The 25719-nt window shown below is 71.0% G+C and carries 26 protein-coding genes; 8 read left to right on the top strand and 18 right to left on the bottom strand.

Features of this window, described 5'->3' with window-relative positions:
• Nucleotides 1-252: 252 nt before the first annotated feature.
• From ASF57_RS03290 to ASF57_RS03270, 5 genes are all read right to left on the bottom strand, one after another.
• Nucleotides 253-2250 carry a HAMP domain-containing methyl-accepting chemotaxis protein gene (locus ASF57_RS03290; RefSeq protein ID WP_056479822.1) on the bottom strand — a complete coding sequence of 666 codons (1998 nt, stop codon included), beginning with the start codon at nucleotides 2248-2250 and terminating at the stop codon, nucleotides 253-255.
• Between the two features lie 156 nt (nucleotides 2251-2406).
• Nucleotides 2407-3651, bottom strand: a complete 1245-nt coding sequence (locus ASF57_RS03285; protein ID WP_056479817.1) for a cytochrome P450 — start codon at nucleotides 3649-3651, stop codon at nucleotides 2407-2409.
• Nucleotides 3648-4940 (bottom strand): FAD/NAD(P)-binding oxidoreductase, encoded by a 1293-nt coding sequence (locus tag ASF57_RS03280; protein ID WP_056479814.1) that lies wholly within the window; start codon nucleotides 4938-4940, stop codon nucleotides 3648-3650. Before ASF57_RS03280 ends, ASF57_RS03285 begins: the two co-directional genes overlap by 4 nt.
• A complete protein-coding gene (locus ASF57_RS03275; protein ID WP_056180410.1) occupies nucleotides 4937-5203 on the bottom strand; it encodes a ferredoxin in 267 nt (88 codons plus the stop codon). The genes ASF57_RS03280 and ASF57_RS03275 overlap by 4 nt, the downstream gene beginning before the upstream one ends.
• A 49-nt stretch (nucleotides 5204-5252) precedes the next feature.
• Nucleotides 5253-5741, bottom strand: coding sequence for a GNAT family N-acetyltransferase (locus ASF57_RS03270; RefSeq protein WP_056479811.1), 489 nt, complete (start codon nucleotides 5739-5741; stop codon nucleotides 5253-5255).
• A gap of 726 nt (nucleotides 5742-6467) precedes the next feature.
• Here ASF57_RS03270 and ASF57_RS03265 point away from each other — a divergent pair.
• Both ASF57_RS03265 and ASF57_RS03260 read left to right on the top strand, forming a co-directional pair.
• Complete coding sequence (locus ASF57_RS03265; protein ID WP_244476782.1) at nucleotides 6468-8549, top strand: TonB-dependent receptor; 2082 nt, start codon at nucleotides 6468-6470, stop codon at nucleotides 8547-8549.
• Nucleotides 8550-8692: 143 nt separating this feature from the next.
• Nucleotides 8693-8980 carry a hypothetical protein gene (locus ASF57_RS03260; protein ID WP_056180420.1) on the top strand — a complete coding sequence of 96 codons (288 nt, stop codon included), beginning with the start codon at nucleotides 8693-8695 and terminating at the stop codon, nucleotides 8978-8980.
• A gap of 149 nt (nucleotides 8981-9129) precedes the next feature.
• Here ASF57_RS03260 and ASF57_RS03255 read toward each other — a convergent pair whose 3' ends face one another.
• Both ASF57_RS03255 and ASF57_RS03250 read right to left on the bottom strand, forming a co-directional pair.
• Nucleotides 9130-9504 (bottom strand): DUF6481 family protein, encoded by a 375-nt coding sequence (locus tag ASF57_RS03255; protein WP_056180422.1) that lies wholly within the window; start codon nucleotides 9502-9504, stop codon nucleotides 9130-9132.
• Nucleotides 9505-9781: 277 nt separating this feature from the next.
• Complete coding sequence (locus ASF57_RS03250; protein ID WP_056180426.1) at nucleotides 9782-9991, bottom strand: cold-shock protein; 210 nt, start codon at nucleotides 9989-9991, stop codon at nucleotides 9782-9784.
• A 706-nt stretch (nucleotides 9992-10697) separates the two neighbouring features.
• Between ASF57_RS03250 and ASF57_RS03245 the strand changes: the two genes are divergently transcribed.
• Both ASF57_RS03245 and ASF57_RS03240 read left to right on the top strand, forming a co-directional pair.
• Nucleotides 10698-12629, top strand: a complete 1932-nt coding sequence (locus tag ASF57_RS03245; RefSeq protein ID WP_244476797.1) for an autotransporter assembly complex family protein — start codon at nucleotides 10698-10700, stop codon at nucleotides 12627-12629.
• 200 nt (nucleotides 12630-12829) lie between these two features.
• A complete protein-coding gene (locus ASF57_RS03240) occupies nucleotides 12830-17116 on the top strand; it encodes a translocation/assembly module TamB domain-containing protein (RefSeq protein ID WP_056480233.1) in 4287 nt (1428 codons plus the stop codon).
• 31 nt (nucleotides 17117-17147) lie between these two features.
• Here the strand turns inward: ASF57_RS03240 and ASF57_RS03235 are convergent, their stop codons facing one another.
• Nucleotides 17148-17348 (bottom strand): hypothetical protein, encoded by a 201-nt coding sequence (locus tag ASF57_RS03235; RefSeq protein WP_056180429.1) that lies wholly within the window; start codon nucleotides 17346-17348, stop codon nucleotides 17148-17150.
• Nucleotides 17349-17497: 149 nt separating this feature from the next.
• On the opposite strand from ASF57_RS03235, the gene ASF57_RS03230 reads away from it, so the two are divergent.
• From ASF57_RS03230 to ASF57_RS03215, 4 genes are all read left to right on the top strand, one after another.
• Nucleotides 17498-18001 carry a peptide deformylase gene (locus ASF57_RS03230; RefSeq protein ID WP_056479805.1) on the top strand — a complete coding sequence of 168 codons (504 nt, stop codon included), beginning with the start codon at nucleotides 17498-17500 and terminating at the stop codon, nucleotides 17999-18001.
• A gap of 106 nt (nucleotides 18002-18107) precedes the next feature.
• The gene (locus ASF57_RS03225) at nucleotides 18108-18545 is read left to right on the top strand and encodes a hypothetical protein (protein WP_156375925.1); all 438 of its coding nucleotides are present in this window, start codon (nucleotides 18108-18110) and stop codon (nucleotides 18543-18545) included.
• Between the two features lie 47 nt (nucleotides 18546-18592).
• Complete coding sequence (locus ASF57_RS03220; RefSeq protein WP_200935799.1) at nucleotides 18593-18841, top strand: hypothetical protein; 249 nt, start codon at nucleotides 18593-18595, stop codon at nucleotides 18839-18841.
• 103 nt (nucleotides 18842-18944) lie between these two features.
• The gene (locus ASF57_RS03215) at nucleotides 18945-19178 is read left to right on the top strand and encodes a hypothetical protein (RefSeq protein ID WP_338011490.1); all 234 of its coding nucleotides are present in this window, start codon (nucleotides 18945-18947) and stop codon (nucleotides 19176-19178) included.
• A 34-nt stretch (nucleotides 19179-19212) separates the two neighbouring features.
• Here the strand turns inward: ASF57_RS03215 and ASF57_RS03210 are convergent, their stop codons facing one another.
• The 10 genes from ASF57_RS03210 to ASF57_RS03165 form a co-directional block, all read right to left on the bottom strand.
• A complete protein-coding gene (locus ASF57_RS03210) occupies nucleotides 19213-19422 on the bottom strand; it encodes a hypothetical protein (protein ID WP_056180441.1) in 210 nt (69 codons plus the stop codon).
• A gap of 217 nt (nucleotides 19423-19639) precedes the next feature.
• On the bottom strand, nucleotides 19640-20314 hold the full coding sequence (locus ASF57_RS03205) for an HAD family hydrolase (protein WP_056479799.1): 675 nt from the start codon (nucleotides 20312-20314) through the stop codon (nucleotides 19640-19642).
• A gap of 119 nt (nucleotides 20315-20433) precedes the next feature.
• Nucleotides 20434-20721: a hypothetical protein gene (locus ASF57_RS03200; RefSeq protein WP_056180551.1), complete on the bottom strand. Its 288-nt coding sequence runs from the start codon at nucleotides 20719-20721 to the stop codon at nucleotides 20434-20436.
• A gap of 186 nt (nucleotides 20722-20907) precedes the next feature.
• A complete protein-coding gene (locus tag ASF57_RS03195; RefSeq protein WP_056479795.1) occupies nucleotides 20908-21447 on the bottom strand; it encodes a DUF2934 domain-containing protein in 540 nt (179 codons plus the stop codon).
• Nucleotides 21448-21512: 65 nt separating this feature from the next.
• Complete coding sequence (locus tag ASF57_RS03190) at nucleotides 21513-21791, bottom strand: hypothetical protein (RefSeq protein ID WP_056180451.1); 279 nt, start codon at nucleotides 21789-21791, stop codon at nucleotides 21513-21515.
• Nucleotides 21792-21868: 77 nt separating this feature from the next.
• Entirely contained in the window at nucleotides 21869-22270 is a 402-nt protein-coding gene (locus tag ASF57_RS03185) for a hypothetical protein (RefSeq protein WP_056180454.1), read from the bottom strand.
• Complete coding sequence (locus ASF57_RS03180) at nucleotides 22267-22662, bottom strand: hypothetical protein (RefSeq protein WP_082503642.1); 396 nt, start codon at nucleotides 22660-22662, stop codon at nucleotides 22267-22269. Before ASF57_RS03180 ends, ASF57_RS03185 begins: the two co-directional genes overlap by 4 nt.
• Nucleotides 22663-22954: 292 nt before the next feature.
• Entirely contained in the window at nucleotides 22955-23413 is a 459-nt protein-coding gene (locus ASF57_RS03175) for a hypothetical protein (protein WP_056480230.1), read from the bottom strand.
• A gap of 68 nt (nucleotides 23414-23481) precedes the next feature.
• The gene (locus ASF57_RS03170; RefSeq protein WP_056479792.1) at nucleotides 23482-24738 is read right to left on the bottom strand and encodes a class I SAM-dependent RNA methyltransferase; all 1257 of its coding nucleotides are present in this window, start codon (nucleotides 24736-24738) and stop codon (nucleotides 23482-23484) included.
• Nucleotides 24735-25571 (bottom strand): TlyA family RNA methyltransferase, encoded by an 837-nt coding sequence (locus ASF57_RS03165; RefSeq protein ID WP_082503641.1) that lies wholly within the window; start codon nucleotides 25569-25571, stop codon nucleotides 24735-24737. Before ASF57_RS03165 ends, ASF57_RS03170 begins: the two co-directional genes overlap by 4 nt.
• Nucleotides 25572-25719 lie beyond the last annotated feature (148 nt).

Below are 25719 nucleotides of genomic sequence, written 5' to 3'. Positions count from 1 at the left end.
CCCGCGAGGACAGGCAACGCGATGCGGGGGGCGGCATCGATCGCGCGCATCTCCGTTCGTCCGGCCATCGGGTTCCCGTTCGGACCAGGATCGGTACGGCCGAACGGCCCCGGCGTGCCGCCACCTCGGCGGTTCGGCTGGGGCGAAGGGCGGGTTCCTCGGCATGCCGCCGCAGGACTTCCGAGCCGCCGCAGCGATTCCGGGCCGCCGCAGCGTTTTCGCGCCGCGGCGTTCGATGGAGACGTGTCCCGGTCAGGCCGCCCGAATGGCCTGGAGGAACGTCGCGACCTCGCGCTGGACGTTCACCGACTGCGTCGAGAGTTCCCCGGCCGCCATCAGAACCTGCTGGGCGGCGGTGCCGGTCTCGCCGGCCGAGGCCAGCACCCCGGCCACGTTCATCGAGACGTCCTGGGTGCCACGGGCGGCTTCGATGGCGTTGCGGGAGATCTCGCCCGTGGCGGCGGTCTGCTCGACCACGGTCGTCGCGATGGAGCCCGTGATGGTGTTGACCGACACGATGGTCTGGCTGATCTGCCGGATCGCCGCGACGGCCTCGCCGGTCGCCTGCTGGATCGCCGTGATGTGTCCGCCGATCTCGCTGGTCGCCCGGGCGGTCTGGCCGGCGAGTTCCTTGACCTCGGTGGCGACCACCGCGAAGCCGCGTCCGGCCTCGCCGGCGCGCGCCGCCTCGATGGTGGCATTGAGCGCCAGCAGGTTGGTCTGGCCGGCGATGCCCGAGATCATCGTCACGGCCTCGCCGATCCGGTCTGCGGCCTCGGTCAGCCGGGCCATCGTCACATCCGTCGCCTGCGCGTCCCGGGTCGCTGCGGCGGCCACCACGTTCGATTGCTTCACCTGGCGATCGATCTCCTGCAGCGAGGCCACCATCTCCTCGGCCGCGGAGGCGACGGTCTGCACGTTGGCGGAGGTTTGCTCGGCCGCCGCGCTGGAGGCGATCGCCCGGGTGCTGGTCGCATCGGCCACGCTGGTCATGGACCGGGCGGTGGCGTCGAGTTCGGTGGAGGCGGCGGTGACGATGCCGATGGAATCCCCGATCGTCCGCTCGAAGCCCTGCACCAGTTCGTCGACGCGGTCGGCCCGGCGCTGGCGGGCGGATCGCTCGGTGACCTGCTGCGCTTCCAGGTCGCGGCGGGCGATCGCGTTCCGCCGGAACACGTCGACGGCCTTGGCCATCTCGCCCATCTCGTCGGTGGCGTCCTGCGACGGCACGATGATCTCGGTCTCGCCGGCGGCGAGGCGGCTCATGGCGTGCGTCATTCCGGTAATCGGCCGGATCAGGCTCCGGGTGATCAGGAAAGCCATGCCGCCGCCCAGAACCAGCGCCAGGGCGATCAGGGCCTGCTGCACCCGCTCGGACAGGGCCACGGTCGAGTCGGTCATCGCTGCGATCTCCTTCATCCGCGTCTCGGTGATGGCGCGGGCCCGGATACCGGCGGCCTCGATGGCGGCGATCTTGGGCTTGATCTTCTGCTCGAACTCGACCCGGCTCTCCTCCATGGCCGTGGCGGCCTCCTGGAAGGCGTCGACATAGGTGTTGAGCGCAGCCTCGCTGCGGGTGATCGCCGCGGTGAACGCCTGATCGGGATCGAGGCCCCGCAACGCCTTGCCGGCGGCCACGGCCTTCCGGGCGTTCTCCGCGAAGGTGGCCGGACCCTTGGGGTCGAGCGTCGCCAGGAAGCGCCAGTTCGACATCCGCGTCAGCAGGACCGCGCTCTCGAACGCCTGGGCCTGGCTGATCTGGGCCACGCTGCCGTTGGCCCGGATGTCCTTCAGCAGGTCCTGATTCAGGCGGCTCAGCACGTTGCCCCCCTCGAACAGGCGGGTGCGGGCCTCGACCAGGGTGGCACCACTCGTCCCCAGCCGGACGACGTCCTGCTCCAGGCTCCGGCCGCCGTCGGGCAGCTGGGCATAGAGCTTTCGACGCTCCTCCGAGATCGTGTTCCCCATCACCAGGTCGCCGGTCTCGATGATGCTCCGGCGGGTCTGTTCGAGGGCGACCAGGATGTCCGGCTTGGCCGTGGCCTTATATTCGAGCGACTGGGCGATGAACCGGTCAGTCAGGCCCGTGACAGTGTAGATGTTGCGCGTATTCGTTTCGACCCGATTGCGGCGCGCGTACTGGTCGGTAAGCTCGGCGAGCTGATGGCGCGAGGCAATGCCCAGGGCGGCGATGATGACCATCAGCGTGCCGAAGCCGGCATACAGGCGGGTGCGAATACCAAACTTCATTGCAGGGTCTCGCTGGGTAAGATTTTTCCGTGAGACCTTTCGTACAATATAGCTCGTAAAATTCGGTTAAAATATCAGTCTATTGCCTCATAAATGTCGCGGACCATTGCCTATAGTTCCCGCCTGATCTTCGCGATGGCTTCGTCCCGGTGTCGCCTAGGGGGCGATGCCGTCGATGGCGAGGCGCAGGTGCTTCGGGCCGCGCAGGGCCGAGCCCGACCGGTAGGGCGGCGGGTCGGCGGTCAGGCGCGGGTTCTTCAGGCGCCGGGCGAGCGCCACCAGGGCGGCCTCGACCTCGAAGCGGGCCAGCGGGGCGCCGACGCAGTAATGCAGGCTGCCGCCGAAGCCGAGATGGCGGTTGTCGGTGCGGTCCGGGTCGAAGCGCTCCGGCTCGGCATAGACCGCCGGGTCGCGGTTGCCGGAGGCGAGCAGCAGCACCAGGGGCGCGCCTTCCGGTATGGTGACCCCGTCCTGCGTGATCGGGCACAGGGTCGTGCGGGTCCGGAACTGGACCGGGGGCTCGAAGCGCAGCAACTCCTCGACCACGCGGGGCGCGCGGGTGGGGTCCTCGCGCAGGCGGCGCAGCTCGTCCGGGTGGCGCAGCAGGGTCAGCATGCCGTTGGTGATGAGGTTCACCGTGGTCTCGTGGCCGGCGACCAGCATCAGGATGGCGGTGGCGATGAGGTCGAAATCACTCATGCGCGGGCGGCCGTCGACGCCTTCCGTCGCCAACCCCGACAGCATGTCGTCCTGCGGGTCCTTGCGCTTCTCGGCGATCAGGCCCTGCATGTATTCGGAAATGGCATCGAAGGTCCGGCTGTTCTCGGCCCGCAATGCGTCGTCCTGGAGAGTGTCGGGCTCCAGAGCGGTGGCGAGCTGCGTCGCCCAGCCGTGGAAGCGCTCCTCGTCCGAGGGCGGGATTCCGAGAAGTTCGCAGATCACCGTGACGGGCAGCGGATAGGCGAGGTCGTCGACGATATCGATGCTGGTGGCATCGCCGAGCTTGTCGAGGATCTCGTCGACCAGCACATGCGAGCGTGCCCGCATCGCCTGGACCCGCTCCGGGGTGAATTGCTGCATCACCGCCGCCCGCAGGCAGTCGTGGTCCGGCGGATCGCGGAAGATGAAGGGCCGGTGGGTGTCGGTGAGGTGGTCGCGCACCGGCTTGACCAGCCAGTCCTTGAAGGGGTTGCCGGTCTTGGGCCGGTCGGCCGGCGGCAGCGTCTCCGAACTCACCCGCGGATCGTGCAGCAGACGCGTGATCGCCGCGTGGGTGGCGGCCACATAGGTGCCGTCCTCCTGGCGCGAGACCGGGCAGGTGCGCAGCTGCGCGAACAGCGGATAGGGGTCGGGCCGGTTGGCCTCGTCCTTGATCCGCGCGAACAGGGTGTCGTCGGTCATGACCGATCCTTGCGGGCGGGTTCCGGGAAGTCGGGCGGCAGCACCGTGAAGGGGCCGGCATCGACGCCGGTGGGCTCCGGCGGGAACGGCGCGCCCTCGGCGATCAGGTCCGCATAGGCCGGGAGCCAGCGGGCGCAATCGAACGCCACGGCGGCGATGCAGCGGCCTTCGCGGCCGTAGACCGCCAGGAAGCGGCCCTCCTTCAGGCTGCCGCGGGCGATGCAGAACCCGTCGGCGCCCTCGGTGAGTCCCACCGACTTGAGGGTGATCCCGCCCTGGCTCGACCAGAAGGCGGGGACGTCGCGATAGGGCTCGGGCGCAAGCCCGGCGAGCAGGCGCCCGGCATGGCGCCCTTGCGCGACGGCATGGCCCCAATGCTCGAGGGCGATGCGGCGGCCGGGATAGAGCGGGTGGGGGAAGCGGGCGACGTCGCCCGCCGCCGCGATGCGGGGGTCGGGCGCGTCTGCCGCGTCGAGGACGTAGCCCTGCGCGTCGCAATCGATCCCGCCCGCGTCGAAGGCGAGGCCCGAGCCTTCGAGCCAGGCGGTGTTTCGCACCGCTCCGAGGGCCACCACCACCACGTCCGCCGCGATGACGCTGCCGTCCTCAAGGCGGGCGCGCACGACGCGGCCGGTGCCGTCATCCTCCAGGGCCTCGACCTTCACCCCGCTGCGCAGGGTGGTGCCGAGGCGCTCGTGCAGGGCTCCCACCACCGCGCCGAGATGCTGGCCGAGCACCCGGGCGAGCAGGGTCGGCCCGGTCTCCGCCAGGGTGACCGGCAGGCCGAGGGTCCGGCACGCGGCCGCGACCTCGCAGCCGATGAAGCCGCCGCCGATGATCAGGACGTGGCCGGGGCCGGCGGCGAGATCGCGCCGCAGGGCCTCTGCCTCGTCGCGGCCCCGTAGGGTGTGGACGCCCCGGAATGCTGCCTGCGCGGAATCGCGCCAGGGCCGGGCCGAGGCGCCGGTGGCGATCAGGAGACGGTCGTAGGGCAGGGTCTTGCCGCTCGCCAGGGTGAGCAGCCGGCGAGTCCGGTCGAGATGCGTGGCGGGAGCGCCGAGGCGCCAGTCGGCCTCGAGGGCGACGAGGTTCGGCAGGGTCGTGGCGTCGGCGGCGACCTCGCCGGTCAGCACGGCCTTCGACAGGGGCGGCCGGTCATAGGGGCGATGGGGTTCGGCCCCCACGATGGTGAGGGCACCGGCGTAGCCCGCCTCTCGCAGGGCCTCGGCGCCGCGAAGGCCGGCGAGCGAGGCGCCCACCACCACGACCCGCGTCTCGGCATCGCTCATCGACGGGCAGCCCCGGCATCCTCGACGCGGATGGCCTGGACCGGACAGGCGATGCGGGCGCGCTCGATGTCGTCGCGGGCGCCGGCGGACGGGGCGGGATCGTAATGCAGGGCCTCGCGGCCCTTCAGCACGAAATGGTCCGGCGCCGCATAGCAGCACTGGGCATAGGCCTGGCAGAGGTTGAGGTCGACCGTGACCCGGAGTCCGCCGGCGGAATGGCGGGCATCGGGCGGGGAGGCTGCGGGTTCGGGAACGTCGGTCATGCTTGCGCAATGGACCCGACCCGGCCGGGGTTCCGCCCCGGGGGCGTGGTTACAGGACGCGGTGCATCACCAGGGCATCGACCAAGCCGAGATCCGGGTGCCGGAACACCCCCGGCAGGCGACCGACCTCGGCAAAGCCGAGGCTCGTCCACAGGGCGACCGCGCGGGTGTTGGTGGCCACCACGAAGTTGAACTGCATCGCGGTAAAGCCGGCGGCACGGGCGGTGTCGAGGGCGTGGGCGCCCATGGTCCGGGCAACGCCGCGCCCGGTGGCGTCGGGCCGGGTCATGAAACTCGCATTGGCCACGTGGTCTCCCCCGCCCGCCTGATTCGCTCGCAGGGTGTAGGTGCCGAGGACATCGCCCCCCGCTTCGGCTACCAGAACCCCGTGGGCGGGTGCGAACCAGTAGGCCAGCATCGCCGCCCGGCTGCCGTCGCGGGGCAGCGCGTAGGTCTCGCCGGCGCGGATCGTCGGTTCGAGGATCGCCCAGACGGCGTCGGCATCGGCGGGGCCGGCCGGTCGGATCGTGATCGTCATCGCGCGGGCTCCCGGGGGGTGGTCAGGAAGGCAGTGGGCAGATCGGCCGCGCTCGCGGACGGCCCTCGATCGCCACGATACGGCAGGAAGCCGACTGTGATCGGGCCGTTACCGGTTCCGCGTGAACGCCACGGATGCGGGTGCAGGCGAAAAGGGCTGGGATGTCTGCGGGGTCTCCTCCCCGGTGGATTGGGGGCAAGCCTGAGATCCGTCGAGCTTATGGGGAGGAGGTGGATGGGTGACCTTACAGCCGGCGAGGCCAGCGGAGCCACCCCCACTCCTAACCTCTCCCCACAGGGGGGAGAGGGACGCGTCGAGATCTTGAAGACGCGGAGTTGCCATTCCGGTAGCCTTCCAAGAATAGCCTTCCCATAGAAGGGGAGCCGGTGCACCGCGAACTCACCTGGAATGACCACCATCCCACTGTCCTGATCGACGGTCGCCTCGTCAGAACCGTGTCGATCGGGTCATCCGAACGGGAAACGGGCACGGCACACCAAACCGGCCGCGGCGATCGGGGGGACGACGTCGGTGACGCGAGAGACCGATGCGTCACAGTGATGCGTCCGTGCCACACCGGGCGGCCAAGCGCGGCGGGCTGCGACATCGCGATTGTAATACTATTACACTTCGGCCACGAAACATTATAACGTTTGTGTGTGAGGCGAGATGCGCGTTCAGCGATCAAGGACAGTTCTGGCCGGCGCGATGCTGGCGGGAGCCGGGATGACGGTTCAGCCGGCCGGCGCGCAGCAGGCGCAGGCGACCCTGGAAGAACTCAGCGTCACCTCGCCGAGCCCGATCGTGACCCGTCCCGTGACGGGTCCCATCTCCGGGCCGCCCATCGGCGTGCTGCCCGTCGTCACCAACACTTTCTCGCCGGTGACGGTCGTGACGGCCGAGCAGATCGCCCGCGACCAGCCGCGCACCCTGGGCGACGCCCTGTTCGACCGGCCCGGCATCTCGGGCACGAGCTACGCGCCCGGCGCGGCCAACCGCCCGATCATCCGCGGCCTCGACAACAACCGGGTCCGTATCCAGGAGAACGGCGTCGGCATCCAGGACGTCTCCGAACTCGGCGAGGATCACGGCGTCCCGATCAACCCGCTGGTGGCCAACCGCATCGAGGTGATCCGCGGGCCGGCCTCCCTGCGCTTCGGCTCGCAGGCGATCGGCGGCGTGGTCAGCGCCGAGAACAACCGGGTGCCGACCTACATTCCGGCCAACGGCGTGTCGGGCTCGGCCACCACCGGCTACTCCTCGGTGGACAATGGCCGCCTCGCCGCCGTGACGGTGGATGGCGGATCGGGCAACGTCGCGGTCCATGCCGACGGCTTCCGCACCGCCGCCGACAGCTACGCCATTCCGGGCGGCATCCAGCGCAACTCGGCCAACGAGAGCCAGGGCGGCGCAGTCGGCATGTCGTTCATCGGCGAGCGCGGCTTCGTCGGCCTGTCCTACAGCCATTACGACGCGGTCTATCAGATCCCCGGCGGCGACGCCGTCGAGAGCCGCACGCGCCTCGATCCGCGTCAGGACCGCCTGCTGGCCCGGGGCGAGTACCGCCCCGTCGAGGGACCGATCGCGGCCGTGCGCTTCTGGCTCGGCGGGTCGATCTATCGCCATGACGAGATCGGCATCGGCGAGAACGGGGTCGACGGCATCCAGGCCACCTTCAAGAACCGCGAGGCGGAGGGGCGGGTCGAGCTCCAGCACGTGCCCGTCGCCCTGCCGTTCGGTACACTCACGGGCGCCCTCGGTCTTCAGGCCGGCCGGCGCACCCTCGGGACGGCCGGCGAGGCCGGCGGGTTGCTGGCCCCGACCGATTCCCGCAGCAATGCCGTCTACCTGTTCGAGGAACTGGCGGTGGGCGGCGGCCTGCGCTTCCAGGCAGCCGGCCGCATCGAGGGCGACCGCGCCACCGGCACCGCCACGGCGTTCCCCGGCGACTACCTGCCGGTGGAGGGCGAAGAGCCCCTGGCCTTCGGGCGCCGCCGCAAGTTCGCCCCGAAGAGCGCCAGCTTCGGCGTCCTGCAGGACCTGCCTTACGGCTTCGTGGCGAGCGTCAACGGCTCGTTCGTCGAGCGGGCGCCGACCGCTTACGAACTCTATTCGCGCGGCGCGCACGACGCGACCGAGACCTTCGAGATCGGCAGCTCGACTCTGAAGAAGGAGCTGGCCCGCACGGTGGAAGCCAGCATCCGCCGGGCCGAGGGGCCGCTGCGCCTCGACGCGACCGGCTACTTCACCCGCTACACCGGGTTCATCTACAAGCGCGATACCGGCACTCGCTGCGGCGACGATTTCGCCTCGTGCGGCAGCGACGACGAATTGCAGCAGATCGTCTACTCTCAGCGCAACGCCACCTTCTACGGCGCCGAGATCGGCGCGCAGCTCGACCTGATCCGGGTGGGCAACGGTTTTGCCGGCCTCGACGCGCAGTATGATTTCGTGCGTGCCCAGTTCGACGACGGCACCTTCGTGCCGCGCATCCCGCCCCACCGCCTCGGCGGCGGACTGTTCGTGCGGGCCGACGGCTGGTTCGCCCGGGTGAACCTGCTCCATGCCTTCGCCCATACCGAGATCGCCCCGATCGAGACCGTCACGCCGGGCTACGACGACCTGCGGGCGGAAGTCAGCTACACCAAGCCCCTCGATCCGCGCCTCTACGGCATGAGCGAGGTGACCCTCGGCCTCCAGGGCCGCAACCTGCTCGACGATCGCATCCGCAACTCGGCCTCGTTCAAGAAGGACGAGATCCTGCTGCCGGGCCGCAACGTCAGGCTGTTCCTGACCGCCCGGTTCTGACGGCCCTCTTGTGATGGCCTTCTTCCGCCGGTCTTGGTCTCAACCTGGACACGCGAAGATAAAGGCCGACGTGTCGACGCGGGCGTGCTAGAAGAACCCAACCCCGCACGACCCCGTGTCCTGGGCAACTCCATGAGGCCCAAGTGGCTAACGCGTTCAAGAGCGGTGCGTCGCAATCGCGCTCGACCAATGACTTCAACGAGCGCGCCAAGCAGCTGTCCGAGCGGCTGGGTGCGATCGAGAAGCCGATCCAGATGAAGCGCGGAAACGCGCCGCGCCGGACCTTCAAGGCCGGTCCGCGCCCCGAGGAAGAGACCAGCGAGCAGGCCGAGCCGCAGACCGAGGGCAACGAGGGCCAGGAGGTCGAAGAATCGGAGGTTGCGGATTCGGAGACCGAGGACCGCGAGACCGAAGATCACAAGGACGCCTGATCGCGACCGGTTCGCATCGCCCGCTGCCGGGCGGTGCCGAAACGACAGAAGGGCCGGCGAGGGATCGCCGGCCCTTCTGTCGTTTCGGGGTGATGTCGGCCCGGAGCGGCGTGCCGGCCCGGAACCAAATGTCGGCCGATTGCCGGATGTCAGCGGCGGGCTTTGGCCTTGCGGGCCGCGTAGCGGGCATCGCGGGCCGCTTTCTTCTCGGCCAGTTCCGCCGCCTTGCGCTCGGCGGCGGCCAGAGCCTCGGCCTCCTCGCGGGCGATCTGGGCGGCGAGTTCCGCCTCCTCGCGCGCGCGCTTGGCCTCGGCTGCGGCCTTCTCGGCAGCGATCCGGGCGGCTTCCCGCTCCCGGGCGCGCTCCTCGCGGGCGCGAGCCACCTCGGCGCGGGCCTGGGCCTTGGCGATCATCTCCGGATCGTCGGCCGGCGGGCGGGCCTTGAATTTTTCCAGCAGCATCTGCTTGGCGCTGAGGGAGTTCTTACGGCGGTCGTCGAAATTCCGATAGTCGAAGGCGCCCATCTGACCTTTCTCATGTGGTGAGTCGCCCGCATCCGGCGTGGTGCACGCGCGGCATGGGGCCGTGGGGGAATGATCGTTTCGGGTGGTTCAAATCGCAGCAGCCCCATGCCTGAGGGACTGGCGGGAATCAACAGAAGCCGCCCATGGGCGAGCGGCTTCTGACAGCTTGTTGAAACGATGCCTCAGTAGTTCGGCATCGCAGCGCCGAAATTCAACCGATGCGGCTCACGCCGCAAGTTGAACGATGCGGCTCACGCCGCAAGTCGGTCGATGCGGCTCACGCCGCCTGGAGATTGCCGGCCGACTGCTTGCCGGTGCGGCGGTCGCTCTCGATCTCGTAGGACACCTTCTGTCCCTCGATGAGGTTGCGCATGCCGGCGCGCTCCACGGCCGAGATGTGGACGAACACGTCCTTGCCGCCATCATCCGGCTGGATGAAGCCGTAGCCCTTGGTCTCGTTGAACCATTTCACGGTGCCCGTGCTCATGGGAATCCTCCTGAAGCGTTTTGGGGTGGAGCGTGATCTTGCCTGCCATCGGCTGCCCGGCACCCGCGCGATCTCGCACGGGCACCCGAGGCGCAGGGTCTTCGAATGGAATTGCGATCGCAGCGGCATCCGTGGACGGGCCTGGCGGGCAGGCTCGACGCAATGACGAATGTGCTACCCGGTGGGAACCGGCCATGGAGCGATGGGGTCAAAATTCGGAAGCCTGCGACGGGAGGACAAGGCGCTGGCGTGAATCGGGTTCCCTCGCCGATCGACGAAAGCGCATCCCGCCACAGGGGCTTACGCGATCGCGCCTTGCTGAACGGGATTCGCCAGACCGGGTTTGCGAACCGGTGGAGGACGGGGACGGCGGCATCACGTCCGGGCGAGGTGGGGGGTGACGCGGTTGCTGCCACGCCGCCGCATCGATAGGTTGACGGCCTTCACGATCTGGCCCGAACGGGCTTTCGAAGGCCGCCATGGCCTTAACGGCTTGGAGAGGGCGGCGCCCGATCCTGGGTCCGTGCGGTCGGGGCGGAGGTGGAATGACGGGGTCCGTGAGTCAGCGACGATGCATCCGGGGACCGACGCGGGGCTCAAAGCGGGGCCTGATGCCGGGCCCGGTCGGGAACAGCCATTCGTGACGCGGATTCGGGGGCGGGTTCGACACGTGACGCTGCTGAGGCTGGCGCGCGCCGCCTGGCCTCTGGCCGCCGGTCTCGCCGGTGCGGGCGGCGCTGCCGTGCCGGCGGCGGCCTTCGACCTGTTCGGGCTGTTCGGCTCCGAGGAGGAGCCGCCGGCGCCGAGCGCCGCGGCCCTGCCCTACACGGTGAAGATCTCCGGCATCGACGATAACGACGTCCTGCGGGCGCTGCAGGACACCTCGACCCTCTATCGCCTGCGCCAGGAAGCGCCGCCGGACGGCGAGGGCTTGGTCCGCCGGGCGGAGGCCGACCAGCGCCGCCTCTCCGACGTGCTGTCCGGCTACGGCTATTGCCAGGGCACGGTGACGATCCGCATCGACGGCGTGGTGCTGGCCGGCGAGCCGAGCGTCGTCCCGGCCGCCCGCGCGGCGGAGGCGTCGCGCGCCCGCGCCCTGGTGCCGGTCAAGATCGTGGTCGATCCCGGCCCGCTCTACACCCTGCGCTCGATCGCGGCCCGCGACCTCCGGGGCAACCCGTTCCCCGAGGAGATCCTGCCGGAGCGCTTCACCCGTGTCGGCGCCGACGTGCCGGCCCGCTCGGCCACCGTGCTGGCCCGCGAGGCGAAGATCGTCGACCGCTTCCGGGCGCTGGGCCATCCCTTCGCCAAGGCGGCCGCGCGCGATCCCGTCGTGGACGACGCCGCCCACGTCATGGACGTGACCTACACCATCGATCCGGGTCCGATCGCCGGCCTCGGCGAGGTCGCGGTGCGCGGCACCAAGGACATCGATCCGGCGGTGGTGCGCTCGTTCATCTACGCCGAGCCGGGCGATCCCTACTCGCCCAAGGCGGTTTCCGACATTCGCCGCTCGGTCGCCAAGGTCGAGGGCCTCGGCTCGATCCGGGTGCGCGAGGGCGAGACCCTCGACCCCTCCGGCAACCTGCCGATCTTCGTCGACGTCACGGAACGCGAGAAGAACCTGATCGGCGTCGCGGCCCGCTACTCCACCGTCGATGGACCGGGCATCCGGGCCTATTACGCCAACCGCAACCTGTTCGGCGGCGGCGAGACCTTCCGGGTCGATGCCGACATCTACTATCTTGGCAACGATCTCTACGCCAAGCAGCGCAAGGCCGCCGGTATCGATTCGAACGGCCTCGGCGGGCGGCTCTCGGCCACCTTCGTCAAGCCGGCCCTGTGGGGCACCCGCAACGATTTCATCGCCAACGTCTTCGCGGGCCGCGAGGCGCAGCAATCCTACGTCAGCGATGCGGCCGGCGGCACGGTGGCCCTGCGCCACCGCTTCTCCGACACCTTCTTCGCCCAGGTCGGCCTCGACGGACAGGCGGGGCGCTCGCAGGATGCCCTCGGCAAGGTCGATTACCGCCTCATCGGCGTGCCGGTCTCGGTGTCCTACGATTCCACCGACAACCTGCTCGATCCGACCGAGGGCGTGCGCCTGACCGCCTCGGCGACGCCCTATGCGGGCATCCTCGGCTCCGACCCGTCGATCTTCGTCGCCAAGGCGCAGGGCTCGACCTACTACGCCTTCGACGACGAGGCCCGCTACATCCTGGCCGGCCGCATCGGCTTCGGCTCGATCTCGGGGGCCAGCCTCGAGGATATCCCGGCCAATATCCGCTTCTTCGCCGGCGGCGGCGGCTCGGTGCGCGGCTTCCCCTACCGGACGCTCGGGCCGCGCGGACCCTTCAACCTGCCGATCGGCGGCCGCAGCCTGCTCGAAGCCTCGGTGGAGGCGCGCATCAAGGTCACCGACACGATCGGGGTGGTGCCGTTCATCGACGCCGGCACGGCCTTCGCCGGCAGCGTCCCCGACTTCGACGAGCGCATCCGCTACGCGGTCGGCCTGGGCCTGCGCTACTACACCGGCATCGGCCCGATCCGGGTCGACGTCGCCTTTCCGATGGACCGCATCAAGGGCAACCGCGAGCGCCCCGTGGCCCTGTACATCAGCCTGGGACAGTCCTTTTGATGGGATTTCGGAAGCGTTCCCATGCGGGGATCTCGATCGCGCGGATAGCGACCCTCTCCCCTCTGCAGGCGAGGGTGCCTGCGGAGCAGGCGGGAGAGGGGGCGCCCTGTCCGGACACGTCGCTCCCCTCTCCCGACCCGCTCCGCGCGTCACCCTCCCTCGCAAGGAGGGGCGGGAAAGCGCGCCTCCTCGCCGCCACCCTGTGCCTGTCCGTCTTCGCCGCGACGCCCGCCACCCTCACCCGTGCCGATGATGGCGAGAAGACCGTGCTGGGCGGCCTGCTGTCGAAGGCCCTGTCGACGCCGGGGTCGCGGGTCGCCATCGGGGCGGTGGACGGTGCCCTGTCGTCGGACGCCACCATCCGCGACGTGGCGATCAGCGACGCCAACGGCGTCTGGCTGAAGCTCGACCGGGCGCGCCTGGTCTGGCGCCGCCTGGCGCTGCTGTCGGGGCGCCTGGAGGTGGAGAGCCTGGAAGTCGGGCGCCTCGAAGTGCTGCGCCGCCCCCTTCCCGCTCCGGTCTCGGCGACGCCCGAGCCCGACGGGTCGCTGCTGCCCGACCTGCCGGTCAAGGTCGAGATCAAGACGTTCAAGCTCGCCGAACTGATCCTGGGCGAGGCCCTGGCCGGGCAGCCGGCCCGCCTCACCGCCGAGGGCCGGGCCAAGCTCGGTGCCCCGTCCGAGGGCCTCGACCTCGACGTCTCCGTGCGCCGCCTCGACGCCGAGGGCCGGTTCGGCGCCCGGTTGCTGTTCGTGCCGAAGGGCGAGATTCTGGAGTTGAAGACCACCCTGGTGGAGCCCGCCGGCGGGCTCCTGTCCAAGGCCGCCAACCTGCCGGGGACGCCGGCGATCAATCTCGACCTCGACGGGCGCGGCAGCCTCGACGCCTGGAATGCCCGCCTCGACTTCGATGCCGGCCCCGATCTCGGCGCCCGGGGCACCGCCCGCATCTCCCGCATCGGTGCGGAGCGGCGGCTCGCCCTCGACCTCGCCTCGCGGATCGAGGGGCTGCTGCCCGGCCCGGCCGCGGCGATCTTCTCCGGCACGACCAAGCTCGACGGTGGCCTGCGCTTTTCCGACAGCGGCGCCTTCGGTATCGACCGCCTGGAACTCACCTCGCGCACGGCACGCCTCGAGGCCCGGGGTACCCTGACCGCCGATCGGGTCGCCGACTTCCTCGTCTCCGCCCGCGCCGTGCCCACCGAGGGCGGCGTCACCAAGGCGGCGGATGCCGAACTCGACACCCTGGTGTTCGACGGCAGCTTGAAGGGACCGATCGCGCGTCCCATCGTCAACGGCACCCTCAAGGCCGCGGGCCTGCGCGCCGGCGGCTCGGCCCTGGAGCGGATCGACGCCGCTCTGTCGATGGTGCCGGCCGGCACCGACCCGGCGGCCGCGCGCTTCGCGCTTTCCGCCGACGCCAAGGTCGACGGCCTGCGCCTCGCCGATCCGGCCCTGCGCCGGGCCATCGGATCGCGGGCCGGATTGACCTTCCGCGGCACGCTGCAGCCCGACGGCGTCGTCGATGTCGCCGCGTTCACGCTCGACGGGCCGACGGCCCGCGCGACCTATGCCGGCAAGGTCGGGCAGAACACCCTCACGGGCACGCTCGACGCGGCCCTGTCCGATCTCGCGGCCTTCTCGGAGGTGGCCGGGCGGCCGCTCTCCGGCACCCTGACGGCGCGGGCGGCGCTGAGCGGCGATCCGGCCCGCAAGGCGGTCAACGCCGATGTGGATCTGCGCACCTCGGGCCTCGTCCTGTCGTTGCCGGCGCTCGACCGCACGCTCGGTCCCTCGCCGCGCTTCAGCGGCCGCCTGTCTCAGGTCTATGACGGCTACGCCTTCGACAATGCCCGCTTCGAGGGGGCCGAGATCGTCGGCCGCCTGGAGGGGCGCGCCACCGCGCGCCTGGCCGACGCCAAGCTGGTGGTCGACCTGAAGGACCTCTCGACCCTCGACCCGAAGCTCGCCGGCCGCGCGCTCCTCGACGGACGCCTCACCGGCACCCTGGAGAAGCCCGACCTCAAAGCCACGCTCACCACCGACGACGCCCGCGCCCTCGGGCGGCCCCTGCGCGACCTCCGGGTCGAGACGGCGCTGACGGACGTCACCGGCGCCCTCGAAGGCACCCTGCGGGTGTCCGGCGAGGTGGGCGGCAAGGCCCTGCGCGGCGATGCCCACGTGGCCCGGCCGTCGCCCGATGCCTGGATCCTCGACCGCCTCGCCTTCGGCCTCGGCTCCGTCGCCCTAGACGGCCATGCCGCCCTCGACGCCCGCACCCTTCTCACCGAGGGGGCGCTGGCCCTCAAGGCCGGCAACCTCGACGATCTCGCCCCCCTGGCCCTGACGCCCATGGGCGGCAACGTCGAAGCGGCCATCACCCTGTCCCGCGCGGGCGGGCGCCAGGATGCCGCCATCCTGACGAACGGGGCGTCGCTCCGGTTCGGCGCATTCGGCCTGTCGCGCCTCGACGCCGATCTGAAAGGGCGGGACCTGCTCGGCCGTCCGGTCGTCGACGGGCGGGTCAATGCCGACCGCATCCTCGCCTCCGGCCAGAGCCTCGACACCGTGCGGCTCGTCGCCGTGGGCTCGCCCAGCGCCAGCGACATCACCCTCACGGCCAAAGCCCGGGGCTTCGACCTCGACGGCGCCGCCCGGCTCGTGCCCGGCGAGCGCACGCGCATCGAGCTGGCCCGCTTCTCCGCCGCGCGCGGCGGCGACCGTTTCGCCCTGGCCGGCCCCGCCAGCGTGACCCTCGACGCGGGCTCGGCCGTCATCGACAATCTCGTGGTCGCCGCCGGCAGCGGCCGCCTCAGCCTGTCGGGTCGGGTCGGACAGGCCCTCGACCTCAAGCTCGGTATCCGCAGCCTGCCCCTGGCCCTGGCGCGGATCGCTTCGCCCAACCTCGCCCTGACCGGGACCCTGGACGGCGAGGCCGACTTGCGCGGCTCGGCGAGCCGGCCCGAGGGTCGCTACGCCCTGACGGTCGCCCGCCTCGTCACGCCCGAGACCCGCAAGGCCGGCCTCCCGCCCATCGACGCGCGGGCGAGCGGCACGGTGAGCGACGGACGGGCCGGCATCGACGGACGGGTGTCCGCCGGACGCGGGGCCGAGATGACGGTGACGGGCTCGCTGCCGGTGGCGCCGGGCGAGGCCCTGGCGGTGAAGCTGCGCGGGACCCTCGACGCGGCGCTCGCCAACAGCTTCCTCAGCGTCGGCGGCCAGCGCGTCGCCGGCCGCATCGCCCTCGATGCCGGCGTGGCCGGCACCCTCGCGGCCCCCCGGGCCGAGGGCAGCGCCACCCTGACGGGTGGTTCCTTCACCGACCCGCTCCAGGGCATCCGCCTCACCAACATCGAGGGCCGGGTGACCGGGCGCGGGGACACCCTGGTGGTGGAGCGCCTGACCGCCCTGACCCGCAATGGCGGCAGCCTGCGCGGCGACGGCAAGGTGGCGCTCGATCCCGCCGCCGGCTTCCCCGGCTCCATCCGGGTGATGGCCGAGCGCGCCGAACTGGTCTCCAGCCCGCTGATGACGGCGGTGGCGAGCCTCAATCTCGCGCTGACGGGGCCGCTGGCCCGGACGCCGAAGGTGGCCGGCCGCATCGACCTCGTCTCGGTCGACGTCTCGGTGCCGGACCGCCTGCCCGCCACGGTGCAGCCCCTGCCCGAGATCCGCCGGGTCAACACGCCGCCGGACGTCCGCGCCCGCCTCGCCGCGCGCGCCGACCGCCGCGCCAAGATCGCGGCCCTGGGCCGCAAGGGCAAGGCCGCCGCGCCCTTCGACGCCACCCTCGACGTGGCGGTGAACGCGCCCAACCGCATCTTCGTGCGCGGCCGCGGCATCGATGCCGAACTCGGCGGATCGCTCCGGCTGACCGGCTCCTCGCGCGACCCCGTCGCCACCGGCGATTTCGAGATGCGGCGCGGCCGCCTCAGCGTGGTCGGCCAGCGCCTCGACTTCACCCGCGGGCGCCTGGTTTTTGGCGGCGAGATCGCTACCCCCGACCTCGACTTCGTCGCCGAGACCAAGGCCGCCGAGGTCACGGCGCGCATCGCCGTCACCGGGCCGGCCAACCAGCCGAGCTTCCTGCTCACTTCGGACCCGAGCCTGCCGCAGGACGAGGTGCTGTCGCGCCTGCTGTTCAAGAAGGCCTCGGGCGGCCTGTCGCCGTTCCAGGCGCTGCAGCTGGCGCAGGCGGTGGCGCAATTCTCGGGCGGGGCCGGCGGCGTGGACGTGTTCGAGCAGGCCCGCAAGGGCCTGGGGCTCGACAGCCTCGACGTTTCCACGGGCGCCAGCGGCGGACCGGCGCTCGGCGCCTCGCGCTATCTCAGCGACCGCCTCAGCGTCGGCGTGAAGGCCGGCGCCAAGCCGGCCGATACGGCGGCGACGGTGGATTACGACGTGACCCGGCGCATCAAGATCCAGGGCGAGGCCGGCAGCGACGGCCGCACGGCGGTGGGTGTCGGCGCCGAGTGGGAATACTGAGCCTCAGCGCATCAGCCCGAACGCATCAGCCTCAGCGCATCACCCAGAGTGCCTGGCCGAACCGGCTCATCGGCTCGTGGAAATGGGTGACGAGAACGATCGCCCACAGCGTGCCGAGAAGCGTGGTGAGGCCGAGCAGGATCACCTCGCCGGATTCGTGCAGCCGCAGGAAGCGACGGGCGACGGAGGAGGACATGGAGGGAGAAACGGGATCGTGCGCGCGGTTGGCCATTGCGTCTCCGGAGCGGGTTTGATCTGACGTGTCCCGCCGCAAGGCATGGGCCAGCCTGTGTTCGAGACCCGGCTTTCGCCGGCCTCTCGCGCAACCGTGAAGGCTGCGGCTCGCCCGTCCCCCCACTCCGTCAGGACACGCCCAATCCCGTGACCGCCGCATCCCTGCTGATCTACCCGGATCCCGGCCTGCGCCGTGTCGCGGAGCCTGTCCTGCACGTCGACGAGGCCTTACGGGCCGCCGCCCGCGACCTCGAGGCGGTGATGCTGGCGGTTTCGGCCCTTGGGCTGACCCTGCCGCATATCGGTCGCCCGCAGCGCCTCGTGCTGCTGCGGATGGAGCCGGGGGAGCCTGTGACAGCCTACGTCAACCCCGAGATCGTCTGGGCCTCGCCGGAGCGCGGCCCGCAAACGGAGGGGAGCGTGTCGATGCCGGGGGTGATGGAGGTGGTCGATCGCGCCGTGCGGGTCCGGGTCCGCTACCGCGACCTCGACGGGACGGAGCGGGAAGAGGAGGCGGAGGGGTTCCGGGCAGCCTGCCTGCAGCACGAGATCGATCAGCTCGACGGCCTCTTCTGGATCGAGCGCCTGTCCCGCCTGCGCCGCGAGCGCGCGATCAAGCGCTTCGCCAAGCTGCGCCGAGCCGGTGCCTGAGGCCGATCGTGGGTCGGATTCGGCCGCCATGCGTTATCGCACGGCAGCGGAACGCCCCTTCCCCCTGTTGAGCGCCGCTCGCGCGCAGATCGGCCCGATAGACCCGATGCGATTTCTCCTGCTCGTCCTCGCCCTCGGCGCCGTCGTGCCGTTCGGTGCCTCGGCCGCACCGGCCGCGGCGGTGGCGCCGCCCCCGGCCATCGGCTGCCCGTCGCTGGCCAATCTGCGCCTGCTCCTGCGGCAGGCGAAGAACGATGCCGGCGGGGCCGCCGCGATGCTGGCCGACGACAAGGCCGATCACCTCGGCTGCGCCGTCGTCGCCCGTGAGACGGTTTCGGGGATCTCGGAGCACCTCTCGCTCAACGGCAACGCGTACGATTGCCTGACCCTGAGGACCACCGCCATCTGCCAATGGGTGGTCGCCGGCACGGTTGCGCCGTCCGGCGCCACGCCGGGCAAATCCCGATCCGGCGACAAGGGGCGTGCCCCGGAGAAAGCCGCACCGCCGGAGAAAGCCGCGCCATCGGAGAAAGCCCGCCGATGATTCGTCCCTGTCTGTTCGCAAGTTTCCTTTTTCTGGGAGCCACCGGGGTGGCGGCACCGGCCCGGGCCGCCGAATCGACCGATGTCATCGGCTGCGACACCCTGGTCGAGCTTCGGGTTCTGATGGCGCGGGGTGATCACGCGGCGATCGAAGCCGCCCTTCCCGGCCATCCGGGCTGTCGCCGGATCGCACGGGCTCGGATCGGGGCGGCGGAGCATCGCGCCATGGTCGGCGGTGCCCCGTTCGAATGCCTCGCCGTCACGCAGGCGAGTGCGTGCGCGTGGATTCTGCCATAAGTTGAAACCGGCCGCGCGTCCGGACGGGACGACGCGAGACCAGACCATGAGGGGATGTATGTCGGGACCGATACGAGCGCGCGGTGTGGGAATCTTGGGCTGCGTGAGCCTTGCCATGGCGGTGGCTGTGGCGGCGACGGGGGCGCTGGCCCAGGGCGCCTCGACGCCGATCCAGAGCCCGCAGGACGCGGCCTGCCGCGACGAGGCCCGCGACAAGGTGTTCTCCACCCCCGATCCGAAGGGCCTCGGCCTCTACGCGATCGGTCGTCAGCTCTACTTCGCCTGCATGAAGCGGAATCCGGCCGCCCCGCGCCGGCGGGAACGGCCCCGGACCTAGCGCCGAGGCCTCATGACGCCCCGGCGGGTCGAAATCAGACGCTGAGCGGGGCGCCGATGCGGGCGCGCAGGACGTGCCGAAGGTTCTCGTTGGCGGTGGTGTCGGCATCCAGGGCCGACATCAGGCGGAGCAGGCGGCTGATCGGCGTGGTCCGGTCCTGGACCGCCGCATCGATCAGGGAGTGGAGGGGCGCCTGCTCGCAGGGCATCTGAGAGGTCGGGTTCGTCTGGGCCGGCTGGGGCATGGTCCGCGGATCCGTTGCGTGATCGGACGCGATCACGGCCGGCTCGCTACGCCATCATTTGACGGGGCGCCAGAGTTTTTTGCCATCTATCCATAGCCGGCACGCAATCCTGTCCTGCGCACCGGAACAAACACGGATCAAGTGGGAAATGTGTGGATCGCTGCAGATCCCGCACCGCCTGTGATCCGGATGCCGGCTCAGGCGATGCGAATCGACCTCACCGTGCCAGGGGAGAATCCCGGTAGCCGTCGAGAAGATCCTGCGGGTCCCGGTAGAGGGCGATGCAGCCCGCCGCGCTCAGACCCGCCTCGGGAAATCCCCCGCACAGCACGCCGACGGTGCGCAGCCCGGCCTTGTTCGCGGCCTCGGCATCGTAGGGCGTATCGCCGATGACGATCGCCGCCTCGGCCGAGAGCGGCGCGAGCTTTGTCAGGGCGGCCTGAAAGATGTCGGGGAAGGGCTTCGAGCGCTCGACGTCGTCGGAGCTGACGACGACGTCGGTCAGATCCTCGATCTCGAGGAGCGACTGATAATGCGCGACCTCGCTGCCCTTGCCGGACGAGGCCAGGGCCAGGGTGATCCCTTCCTCCTTGAGGTGCTGGAACAGGGCGCGAACGCCGGGAAACGGCTTCACCTTCGGCAGATAATCGCGCTTGAACAGGTCCGAGCGATAGGCCTCGATCGCCTCGCCTTCACGCTCCATCCGCTCCGCGTCGAGGAACACCGGCAGGAGCTGGTCGCCGCCCTTGCCGATCTGGCTCCGGGCCTGGTCGTGCGAGACGGTCACGCCGAAATGCGCGAAGGCGTCGACCCAGGCCTGGGCGTGGAGATCGACGCTGTCGAGCAAGGTCCCGTCGATATCGAAGATCACCGCCCGCACGGTCTTGGTCATCACGTCGTCCCGGTCCCGGATTCGTCCGCCGGCCGGACGGCCGGGGCTCCGGGGGCGAACCGGTGATGATCCCGACTGTTCCGCCGTCGCCTCGGTTTTCCGGGGCGTGCGGGGCGGGTCTAGCGCGGAAAGATGTGCAGGCCGTCGTCGGGCAGGAGATTGCGGGCCGGACCGCCGGTCTGCTGGCCGCGGCCCTGCTGGTAATAGGGCAACTCCGGGCGCCGGTCGTTGTCGCCGCCCGAATCGTACTCGTAGGGCCGGCTCCAGGGGGCACGGCCGCCGACGCCGCCGGTGCTGTCGACATCGAGGATCACCGGGCCGTCCCGCAGGGGGCCGGGACCCGCCACGGCGCCGATCGGAAGGCCCGCGATGCTGAGGGCCAGGAGGGTCGAGAGGGTGGTCTTCATGATGCCTCGCGGAGACAGGAGGGTGCGCGCAACCGGCCGGCGCATCGCCGCCTTGACGCGGTCAACGGTCAAGGTTCCGCTTCGTTCCGCCGCAGGGGCGGGGTCGCGACGGATACGAAAAAACCCGCTCCCCCAGGGGAAGCGGGCTTTTGCTCTCATCGCAGTCCGAGAAGCCTCGGGCGAAGCTCAGTGCACCGTGGCGACGCTCTCGGCACCGAGGTGACGGGCGGATGCACGGGGCGCCCGGGTTGCGGCACTCTTGGTGGAAGCGCTCTTCGTCGTGCCGGCCTTGTCGGCCGCCTGGGTCTTGGATGCAGCAGCCTTTGACGAAGCAGTCTTGGTCGCAGCAGTTTTGGTCGCAGCAGTTTTGGCCGACGCAGTCTTGGACTCCGCCTTCTTCGACGCGGACTTGCCGGCGCCGGCATCCTTCGCCGATCCCTTGTCCGAGGCTTTGGCGGCCGCCTTGGCCTTGACCTCGACGGCGGCGCCGGCGCTGCGGCTCCGGCTCGCCTTGGCCTTCAGGGTCCCGGACAGAACTTCGGCCGGGCTGGCCAAAAGGGTCAGATCCGGGGCGACGCTGTGGACCACGGCGATCTCGGAACGCAAGCCGGCCTGCAGCTCGCGCTCGGCGCGCAGCCAGTGGGCCTCGGCCTGGCCGAAGGTCCGGCCCTCGTCCTCCCAGATGAAATAGGCGCGCTCGCGCACCTGATGGTCGAAGGGGTTCATCGCGGTTTCCTCATCCGTGCGGTCCCGTGTGCCGCCGAAGATGAAACCGGATGGTTAAGCCAGCGTTAACCGCGTCCCTTGGCCGAGGGCTCGGACAGGCGGCGGGCATTGGCCTGCACCGTGCGCCGGTAGCCCGCGACCACCCGGGCGGGAGAGCCGCCGGTCGCCATGAGCAGGACCGCCTCATTGGCGGCCATGATCTTTTCGGTGACCATGCGCTCGGCCTCGATCTGAGCCGCCGCACCGCCCGCAGTCATCATCGCCAGGCGCAGACCGATCACCTGCTGCGATTCCATCGCCAGCAGGGTCGCATCCATGCCGAGCTTCCACCACGAACCGAACATGCAGCCTCACTCCCAAAGCCAGCGTCAAGCTTTCGCCGGGCCAATCCGTTCCCGCCGCGCCGACGGTCGCCTGGGGATCAATCGAACAGGCGGTTCTTCGCGCCCGATCCGCCGAGGCTGATCTTCTTGGCGCCCGATCCGCCGAGGCTGATCTTCTTCGGCGGCGCGGCGGCCGGGCTCGGGACGGCGGGGCGGGCCGGCTTCAGGCGGGACTGGCCGTAGACCACGGAGCCGATCTCGTCGGCGACCCGCACCAGATCCTCGCGCTCGCAGGCCCGCGCCACCCGCAGGCCGAGCTGGTGCATGTGGCTCTTGCCGTAGAGGTAGACCGCGAGGCGCGCCCGCGTGGTGGTCGACATGGCGTCGAGAATTTCGGGCAGGTCGTCCTCGTCGGCCCGGTAGACCTGTCCGAGGAGTTCGAGGGAAACCGGGCAATCCGGGTCCGGAACGGCGCCGCTGGTCGGATGGGACTGCGTCATGGAGCGTCTGCCTGTGCGAGGGGTGGTGGGGTCGCGGCCGCGAGACCGGCCGCGATGGGAATCGGTGCGTCCGCCTCCGGGCGCACCGGAACCGGCGGCGTGGCCGGGCGCAGGGGTGCGAGGCATCCCGTGCAGACGGAGGCGATGGCGATGCGGGACCGTGCCTCGGCCCGCTGCCAGACCGCCTCGCTCCGGGCCCGCGCGGCCTGTGCGATCGCGTCGTCCGAGGTCGCCGCGCCGCCGAGGCCGGTGAGCGACTCGCCGGCGGGACGGATGCGCAGGAACAGCGGTTCCTGGGCCTGGGCCATGCCCGCCGTCGCCACCCCGATAGCAGGCGCGAGGGTCGCGAGGCTACCGGTGATTGCCAGGGCGGTGCGAAAGCTCAGCTGCATCGACTCCTCGATCGGACCTGCATGGATCGGACCTGCATGGATCGGACCTGCGCCCGATGGATACCGACGGGGCCTGACACATGGTTCCGCCGAAGAGGGTTAACAGGTGCTGAAGGGAACCGGATGCCGCAGCGGCAGCGCGTCGGCTCGACCCCCGCCGGAGCCACGGCCTAACAGGACGCCATGGAACCCAACGTCTACCTCCTGATGGCCGCCGCCCTGGCGTATTCCGGCTACATGCTCATCGCCATGCGGTCGTAGATGGAGCGGGAAACCCCCGGTCGCCGGTCGCTCAGGTGCGATCACCCTTCTGGATCACCGCGCAGGCCGTGACCGGGCGACCACCCATCTCCGAGACCGAGCAGGTCACGAGGGCCGCCCCGAGGTCGACCTTGCTGTGGCGCGTCGCCGTGGCCGCCTCGTGGGCCTTGGTGGCCGCTGCGGCGATCGAATCAGCGCCCAGCCCCGTCACGGCATGCCCCGCCCGTCCGACCAGCGCGAAATAGCCGGCCGGCAGCGGCGTGCCCTTGTACTGCACGCCGGTGGCCGAGAGGTCGCCGCACGCCAGGGTCATGCCGATGCCGTCGGCGGCGCCGAGTTCGGCGAAATCCGTCGTCCGGTTCACCAGGCGCGCCTGGGTCTCGGCCACGACCCGGTCGATGAGGTCGCCGCAGGAATCAGCCGCGGCGGGGTCGGCCAGGAACAGGGCGGGCACGAGGACGAGGAGGAAGGCGGAGATGGGGGCGCGCATGTCCGTCCATCTAAGGGCCAGCGGCGGCTTGTCGAGCGCGCACGCGCCGATGCCTCCGGCCGCGAATGTCACAGGCGCTTGCGCGGCGGACGCGGACGCCGGAACACCCCCACCACCTCGAGATGGCCGGAATAGGCGAACTGATCGACGGGGGTGACCCGCTCCAGGGTGTAGCCGCCCGCCACCAGGGTGGCGGCGTCGCGTGCGAAGGTGCCGACGTCGCAGGCCACGCCGATGACCAGCGGCACCTTCGATTCGGCGAGGCGGGCCGCCTGGGCACCGGCTCCGGCACGGGGCGGATCGAACACCGCCGCGTCGTAGGCGTCGAGTTCGAGGGGCAGCAGCGGACGGCGGAAGAGGTCGCGGCGCTCGGTGGTCACTTGGCGCAGGCCCGGCACCGCCCGGACCGCCCGGTCGAGGCTCGCCAGCGCGGCGGCATCGCCCTCGACCGCGTGGACGTCGCGGGTCCGGGCCATGGCGAGGCTGAAGGGGCCGCTGCCGGAGAACAGGTCGACCACCCGCTTGGTCTTCTTGTCGAGGGCGGCGATCACCGCTTCGGTCAGGACCGCCTCGCCCGCCTGCGTGGCCTGGAGAAAGCCGCCCGCCGGCGGCACCAGCCGCAGGCCCGCGCTGGCGACCGCCGGCGCGCGGCGCTCCACCAGCACCTCCCCGTGCAGGGACAGGCGCGCGAGATCGAGGTCGTCGGCGAGGCGAACGAGGGCCGCGCGTACCCCCTCGGCGGCCGGGCCGTGGCCCCGGATATCCACGTCGAGGCCGGCTTCGGTGGCGGTGAAGGCGACGTCGAGGGGCTTGCGGCCGTGGCCGAGCGGCGCGCTGAGGGCGATGGCGACCGCCGGGGCCCGGTGCAGGGCCGGGACGGTGATCGGGCAGAGATCGATGGCGACGAGGTCGTGGCTGCGGGCGGCCATGAGGCCGGCCTGGGCGGCCCCCTCGACGGCGCGGACATGCAGGGTCAGGCGGCGCCGGCCCTCGCCCCGCGCGTCGACCACCGGCTCCGGCGCGACAGCCAGCCCCGCCTGTGACAGGGCCTGGAGAAGATGCCCGCGCTTCCAGGCGTGATAGGGCTCGGGTGCCAGGTGCTGGACGGCGCAGCCGCCGCAGGCACCGAAATACGGGCAGAACGGCGCGATCCGGTCGGGCGAGGCCTGCTCCACCGCCACCAGGACGCCGCGCGTGCCGGCGCGTCGGATCGTGACCCGCTCGCCCGGCAGGGCCAGGGCAACGGCGGTGCCGTCCTCGGCCAGGCCGTCGCCGCGCGCGCCGAGGCGGCGGATCTCGAGGGTTTCCACGGGGGACTCGGTCATGCAGTTGGGTCCAAGGGTCTCAAGGTCGGAGGGTCCGAGGCCGGGTTTTCCGAATCCGGGTTTTCCGAAGTCAGGCGCTTCGAAGTGCGCGGTTCCGGACCCAGTCTGGCCCCGATCAGGAACTCGCGGTTGCCGTCGCCGCCGGTGACGGGGGACGGGATCAGCCCCAGCACACGCATCCCGGCGGCGGTGAGCACGGCCTGGATCTCGGCGCAGACGGCGTCGTGGATGGCCGGATCGCGTACGATCCCGCCGCGCCCGACCCGCGCCCGACCGGCCTCGAATTGCGGCTTGATCAGCGCTGCGAGCGCCGCGCCGGGGGCGAGCAGCGGCAGGATCGCCGGCAGCACGAGGCGCAGGGAAATGAAGCTGACATCGATCGTACAGAATTCGGGCGCGCGCGGGATCGACGACCGGTCGAGGGCGCGGATATCGACACCCTCCAGGCTGGTGACGCGCGGGTCGGTCCGCAGCGACGCGTGCAACTGGTCGCGCCCGACATCGACGGCGTAGACGTGCGAGGCCCCGGCGCGCAGCAGCGCGTCGGTAAAGCCCCCCGTGGAGGCGCCGACATCGAGGCAGACCCGGCCGGCCGGATCGAGCCCGAAGGCGTCGAGGGCGGCGACGAGCTTCACGCCACCGCGGGAAACGAACGGGTGCGGGGCGGTCGCCTCGAGCCGCGCGTCGCGGTCGAGCAGGTCCGAAGCCCGCGCCACCGGCTGGTCGTCCGCCCGCACCAGTCCGGCGGCGATGGCGGCCTGGGCCCGGGCCCGGCTCTCGAACACACCCCGCTCGACCAGCAGGCGGTCGGCCCTCAGCCGGTCCCGATTCATCACCCCATCCAACGCACTGACATCCCGCCGGCCTCCGGGCCGTTTCTTCCCGCTACACCACAACATCCCGGGGGCGAACGAAATTCGTGACGATTTCGGTCGCCCTTCCGGGGCGCTCTGCGCCATAGACGTGGAGGGGATGCGACTC

The organism is Methylobacterium sp. Leaf117 (assembly GCF_001422985.1).
Taxonomy (GTDB): domain Bacteria; phylum Pseudomonadota; class Alphaproteobacteria; order Rhizobiales; family Beijerinckiaceae; genus Methylobacterium.
This window is presented reverse-complemented; position numbering and strand designations above follow the sequence as displayed.